This is a genomic window from Mesorhizobium sp. WSM4807 (assembly GCF_055811615.1).
Genome location: NZ_JBVVQY010000027.1, coordinates 74,455 through 80,568, shown reverse-complemented (window position 1 = coordinate 80,568; position 6,114 = coordinate 74,455). Strand labels below are relative to the sequence as shown.

Sequence of the window (6,114 nt, the reverse complement as noted above, 5' to 3'; positions counted from 1 at the left end):
CCCCTCGCGCACAATGCGCAAAACTGTTCGCGATGTCCTCGCACACCTGTTCGCGATGTCCCCAGTCCAAACACCCTCAAGGGGGGAGGGAGCGGCCCTACTTCACCAGCCCCTTTTCCTTGTAATACCGTTCGGCGCCGGGATGCAGCGGCACCGGCATGCCGTCGAGCGCCTTGGCCATGTCGATCGCCTTGGCGGCGGCGTGGGCAGCAGCGAGCTGGTCGAGATTTTCGAACAGCAGCTTGGTCATCTGATAGGCAGTCTCGTCAGAGACGTCGGCATGGGTGATGAGGAAATTGCCGACGGCGGCGGTCGCGACATCCTCGGTTTGGCCCTCGTAGGTGCCCTTGGGAATGGTCACCGAAAGATAGGGCGAGCCGATCTTGGCGACGTCCTGGGCCGGTACGGCAACGACGTTGATCGGCACCGAGGTGGCGAGGTCGCGGATCGAGGCGACGCCGAGGCCGGCCGATTGCAGCGTGGCGTCGAGCTGGCGGTTTTTGATCAGCTCGACCGATTCGGCGAAGGGCAGATACTCGACCCGTCCGAGGTCTTCGTATTTCAGCCCGGCGGCGGCGAAGATGGCGCGGGCATTGAGCTCGGTGCCGGAGGCCGGCGCGCCGACCGACAGGCTCTTGCCCTTGAGGTCGGCGAGTGTCTTGATGCCGGACTCCTTGCTGGCAACGATCTGGATGTAGTTGGGATAGATCGCGGCGATGCCGCGCAGCTTGTCAAGCTTGCCCGGATAGCCGGCCTCGGTGTTGCCCTCGGCGGCCAGTTTGACGGCATCGCCGAGCGCGAAGGCGATCTCGCCCTTGCCCTGCTGCAGCAGGTTGAGGTTCTCGACCGAAGCTTTCGTCGCCTGCACCTGGGTGCGGGCGCCTTCGATGCCCTTGCCGTAGATTTCCGACAGCGCGACGCCGAGCGGGTAGTAGACACCCGAGGTCCCGCCGGTCAGCACGTTGATGAACTCCTGCGCCTTGGCCGGCACCGCGCCAAGGCCTAGCGACAGCGCCAGCGCGCCGGCAGCAACAAACTTCGTTCTGAAATTGAGCATCATGATTTCCTCCCTGAAATATCAGCGGCAGTACCGCCCCCTCCAGCACGAGCCGAGGCGAGTTTAGTCAGCGGGTGGGAAATGCCAACCCGCAATAATATCCATTAGACGAACGGCTGAGTGTTGCCGCAACGCATGGCCGCTTGCGCGATGTGCGATCGGAGCCGAAAGATTTTCGCAGAGCCTGTCGAAATCGCGCGAGGCCGCGCGACATACGTTCGGCTTGCAACGATGCGGCCTTCGAAAATGGAGAAGACCATGCGATACATGCTTTTGATCTACGTGAACGAAGCCGCGATGGCGGCCGCGCCGACGGAGAAGACCTACGAGATCAGCGCAGCCTATGGCGCCTATACCGAGGCGTTGAAGAAGTCCGGCTCCTGGTTGGCCGGCGACCGGCTGAAGCCGACCCAGGCCGCGACCTCGGTGCGGATGGCCAACGGCAAGACCAACGTGCTCGACGGTCCCTATGCCGATACCAAGGAGCAGCTCGCCGGTTTCTACATGATCGAGGCTGAGGACGCCGACGCGGCGATTGCCTGGGCGGCGCGATGCCCAGCTGCCAGCACCGGCACGGTCGAGGTGCGGCCGATCTGGGAACAAACCATGTGATGACGAATGACCCGGAGGTCGCCCGGGCGGCAGCGGAAGCGGCCGCCCGGCAAAGCTACGGCAAGCTCATCGCCTTCCTCGCCGCCCGCACGCGCGACGTGGCCGGCGCCGAGGACGCGCTGGCTGACGCCTTTGCGGCGGCGCTGGAGCGCTGGCCGCAAACCGGCGTGCCGCAGAAGCCGGAAGCCTGGCTGCTGGCGGTGGCGCGCCGACGCCGCGTCGACGGAATCCGGCGGCGACTGACCAGCGAGGCGAGCCGCGACCATCTCAGGCTGATCGCCGAGGAGATGGAGGCCCGTATGATCGATGAAGACCTGCCCGATGAGCGGCTGCGGCTGATGTTTGCCTGTGCCCATCCGGCGATCGAGGCCGGCGTGCGCGCGCCGCTGATCCTGCAGGCCATTCTGGGCGTCGACGCAGCGACGATCGCCTCGGCCTTCCTGGTGTCACCGGCAACGATGGGCCAGCGCCTGGTGCGCGCCAAAAGCCGCATCCGCGAGACCGGCATTCCGTTCCGGGTGCCCGAAAGAACCGAGCTCGGCGAGCGGCTGGATGCGGTGCTGGAAGCGATCTACGCCGCGTTTGCCGAAGGCTGGTCCGACCCGGCCGGCACCGAAACCCGCCGCCGCAATCTCGCGACCGAAGGCATCTGGCTCGGCCGGCTGGTAGCCTCGCTAATGCCGGATGAGCCGGAAGCGCTTGGCCTGCTGGCGCTGATGCTGTTTGCCGAGGCACGGCGTGCGGCGCGGCGCAACGCCGCCGGAGACTATGTGCCTTTGGCCGAGCAGGAGCTTGCGCTGTGGGACGGGGCCTTGATTGACGAAGCGGAGACATTGCTGAAGCACGCCGCGGCCAAGGGCGTCGTCGGCCGCTATCAGCTCGAGGCAGCCGTGCAATCCGCCCATACGACAAGGCGGCTGACCGGCCGGACCGACTGGGCCGCGATCAAACAGCTCTATGATGCGCTGTCGGTGATTGCCGGCTCGCCGGTGGTATCGATCAACCGCGCGGTGGCCATCGCCGAGGCCGACGGCGCCGCGGCGGGATTGAGCGCACTTGATGGGCTTGGCGACGACAAACGGCTGCATGATTATCAGCCTTATTGGGCCGCCCGCGCGGGCCTCCTGGCCAGGCTCGGCAAAACCCGGGAAGCGGCCGAGGCCTATAACCGGGCGATCGGCCTCGAACGCGATCCGGCCGTGCGCCGGTTCCTGCAGGAACGGCGGGCGGGACTCGGCCGCGTGGAAAAAGCCTGAGACTGGCGATCCGTTCAGGTCGGCCACATGGCGTGGGAGGCGTTCAGCTTCCTCATCACCTGATGCTCGCGCAACATGGCCCACAGGCGTTCGATATTCTCCCAGGCGCTGGGGACCTTTTCAATCTCGGGATGCCAGGCCACCAGCATGACGAGATAGATGTCGGCCAGCGAGAGCCGGTCGCCGACCAGCCAGTCGCGGCCCTCGAGGGCAGCATCGAGAATGGCCAAGCCGCGATCCATTTCCGAGATCGCCGCCTGCTTGACGGCTTCCACGCCGCCGGGATCGGCCGTGTAGCGATGAGCGTAGAAGAACCGCAGGTCAGCCGAATAGATGACCGATGACATGAACGTCATCCATCGCAGGAAGTCGGCGCGGGCGGGCGAACTCGCCGCCGGCGCCAGAGCTGCTTCCGGGTGACGTTCGGCGAGCAGGATGCAGATCGCCGCCGACTCAGTCATCGAATTTCCGTCCGGCAAGATCAGGACCGGGACCTGGTTCAAGGGGCTGATGTCGAGAAAGGCCTGATCGAGCGAGGCCGACTTCGGAACGTCGATCTGGTCGAAAGGCACGCCCGCCAAAGCGAGCGCCGCCTCGACCACAAAGCCGCCGGTGTTGGGGCGCGTATAAAGCCTGTACATCAAATTCTCCGTCGGCCTGCAGGTCAGCGGCGATTTGAGCCAGAAGCACCGCTCCACTCAAGTGAGCGACGGCCGCCACAGGTGTTTTTTCAGCGGTCCAGCGCTGCCATCTGGGTCCTCGGTGCACGGGTGGAGCATGCCGCCCCTTAGGTGGACTAGCGCAAACCCTCGAGATTGGCTTAAGCCCACCTACCTTCGAGGGCGGAGCAGGAGCGTAGCGACCTCGCGGAGACCCTGGGATGACGAAGTGTACCTAAGCCCCCAGCCCTTCGAACAGGATCGTCGACAGATAGCGCTCGGCGAAGGATGGGATGACGACCACCAGGTTCTTGCCCTTGTTCTCCGGCCGCGAGCCGACGACGATCGCCGCCTGCAGCGCAGCGCCCGAGGAGATGCCGACCGGCACGCCTTCGAGGCGGGCGACGAGCCGCGCATTGGCGACCGAATCCTCGTTAGAGACCTTGACGATCTCGTCATAGATCGTCGTGTCGAGGATCTTCGGCGCAAAGCCGGCGCCAATGCCCTGGATCTTGTGCGGGCCGGGTTGACCGCCCGACAGCACCGGCGAGGCTTCCGGCTCGACGGCGACGACATGCACGGAGGGCTTGCGCTGCTTCAGCACCTGGCCGACGCCGGTGATGGTGCCGCCGGTGCCGATGCCGGCGACGAAGATGTCGACTTCGCCTTGGGTGTCGTTCCAGATTTCCTCGGCCGTGGTGCGGCGGTGGATTTCCGGATTGGCCGGGTTTTCGAATTGCTGCGGAATGATGGCATCGGGAAGCGTCGCAGCCAGTTCGTCGGCCTTGGCGATGGCGCCCTTCATGCCTTTCGGCCCCTCGGTCAGCACCAGTTCGGCGCCGAGCAGCGCCAGCATCTTGCGGCGCTCGACCGACATGGTTTCCGGCATGGTCAGGATCAGTTTGTAGCCCTTGGCGGCGGCGGCGAAGGCGAGCGCGATGCCGGTGTTGCCCGAGGTCGGCTCGATCAGCGTGGTCCTGCCGGGTGCAATCCTGCCCGATGCCTCCAGCGCCTCGATCATCGAGACGCCGATGCGATCCTTGACCGAGCCGATCGGGTTGAAGAATTCGAGCTTGGCCAGCAGATTGGCAACGACGCCTTTTTCATTGGCGAACTTGTCGAGCCGCACCAGCGGCGTGTCGCCGATCGTCTCGGTGATCGAATTGTAGATGCGGCCGCGGCCCGGCGCATGCGCGGTGGTGGCGGGCTTGTTCATTGGTTTCGCTCCCAAGAGTTAGGCGGGCAAGAGTCAGACGGGCAAGAGTCAGGCAGCTAAGTCTCGACCAGGCAGGATAAAGCCTTCGGCCGCGCAAGATAGTCTGCCGTTTGAAAATATCCGAGTGGGTCGCATGCTGAAAACACCGTCGCCCGGAAAAGCATTTCAGCCGAGGCCAAAAGTGGCCTATTGCCGGGCGGCGATCGCAGCCGCCGCGCCGGCCATGAAACCGGCGGCGGTGCGGTTCAGCGCCCTCAGCGCGCGCGGCGACTTCAGGAACCCGCGCGCTTTGGCCGCCAGCGCCAGATAGGGCACCAGCACCACCAGGAGCACGACGAGCGTGAGCGCCACGAGGATGCCGTAGTCGGCGAGTGTGATCGTCTTCAGATCGACGATGGTCGGCGTGATGGCGAGATAGAAGATCATTGTCTTTGGATTGCCGAGCGTAACGGCGAGGCCGGCAATAAAGCTCGACACCAGCCCGCCCCTGCCTTTCTTCGCCTGCACGGTTTCGGGCGTGATGCCGCTCGTCCAGAAGCGCCAGCCAAGGAAAGCGAGATAGGCGACGCCCAGCCATTTGATCGCCAGGAAGGCCATGCCGAAGGTCTGCGCGGCGAGAGCGAGGCCGAACACCACGGCGGTGAGATAGGTGAGATCGCCGAGCATCAGCCCGAAGGACATTGCGAGCGCCGAGCGAAAGCCGGACCCGAGCGCACGCGCAATAAGCGCGGTAAGCCCCGGGCCAGGAATGGCGGCGGCGATGCCGAGGGCCGCGCTATAAGCGAGGAATCCGGTGAGGGTCATGGTTTCGGCCTTAGCGCATGACCCCGAAATCGGAATCGACCTTTTAAGACTGAGCCTTGTCGCACAAAGGCGGGCAGGCGTGTACTCCCTGAGGGACGAATTCGATTGCACCAGCGCCGCCGGCCGAACGAACCCGCCGATCAAGTTCCGCTTTGAGTGGTTCAGCACACGGAGAGTTGAAGCAAATCGACCGTTTTGGTCGTCGCCTCAATTTCCGGCCGCGTAGAAATCGTCGTCGAGGCGCTTTTCCAGCGCGACGAGATCGGCCGGCAGCGGCAGGCCCATGGCGCGCATTTCCCTCAGCTTTTCGCGCAGCTGCTCCTGCACTTCATGCTGATCCTCAGGCTGGTTGATCATCTGCTCGAGCAACAGGCTGATCTGAGCTTTGAATGATTCCAGCGCCATTTTTTTCTCCTTGAGGTCCACCCAAAGCACGTCGCGGTTGGAAGGGTTCCTGCGACGCGCTTTGCTTTCTTGTTTTTATGCATGTCGTTATCCCAAACCGCTGCT

7 protein-coding genes are annotated in these 6,114 nt (G+C 64.4%); 2 read left to right on the top strand and 5 right to left on the bottom strand.

Annotation, left to right across the window (positions count from 1 at the left end; all coding sequences use genetic code 11):
- Positions 1–97 precede the first annotated feature (97 nt).
- Complete coding sequence (locus AC0L3N_RS26995) at positions 98–1,057, bottom strand: TAXI family TRAP transporter solute-binding subunit (protein WP_123147307.1); 960 nt, start codon at positions 1,055–1,057, stop codon at positions 98–100.
- Between the two features lie 258 nt (positions 1,058–1,315).
- Here AC0L3N_RS26995 and AC0L3N_RS26990 point away from each other — a divergent pair, with 258 nt between their 5' ends.
- Entirely contained in the window at positions 1,316–1,669 is a 354-nt protein-coding gene (locus AC0L3N_RS26990; RefSeq protein ID WP_027155901.1) for a YciI family protein, read from the top strand.
- Positions 1,669–2,925 (top strand): RNA polymerase sigma factor, encoded by a 1,257-nt coding sequence (locus AC0L3N_RS26985; protein WP_473550523.1) that lies wholly within the window; start codon positions 1,669–1,671, stop codon positions 2,923–2,925. The genes AC0L3N_RS26990 and AC0L3N_RS26985 overlap by 1 nt, the downstream gene beginning before the upstream one ends.
- 14 nt (positions 2,926–2,939) lie before the next feature.
- On the opposite strand, the gene AC0L3N_RS26980 is transcribed toward AC0L3N_RS26985, so the two are convergent.
- The 4 genes from AC0L3N_RS26980 to AC0L3N_RS26965 form a co-directional block, all read right to left on the bottom strand.
- A complete protein-coding gene (locus tag AC0L3N_RS26980; RefSeq protein WP_473550521.1) occupies positions 2,940–3,566 on the bottom strand; it encodes a glutathione S-transferase family protein in 627 nt (208 codons plus the stop codon).
- A gap of 253 nt (positions 3,567–3,819) precedes the next feature.
- On the bottom strand, positions 3,820–4,800 hold the full coding sequence (gene cysK / locus AC0L3N_RS26975) for a cysteine synthase A (RefSeq protein WP_095495917.1): 981 nt from the start codon (positions 4,798–4,800) through the stop codon (positions 3,820–3,822).
- 186 nt (positions 4,801–4,986) lie between these two features.
- Positions 4,987–5,604 carry a LysE family translocator gene (locus AC0L3N_RS26970; protein ID WP_473550520.1) on the bottom strand — a complete coding sequence of 206 codons (618 nt, stop codon included), beginning with the start codon at positions 5,602–5,604 and terminating at the stop codon, positions 4,987–4,989.
- A gap of 207 nt (positions 5,605–5,811) precedes the next feature.
- Complete coding sequence (locus tag AC0L3N_RS26965) at positions 5,812–6,009, bottom strand: hypothetical protein (protein WP_029347942.1); 198 nt, start codon at positions 6,007–6,009, stop codon at positions 5,812–5,814.
- Positions 6,010–6,114 lie beyond the last annotated feature (105 nt).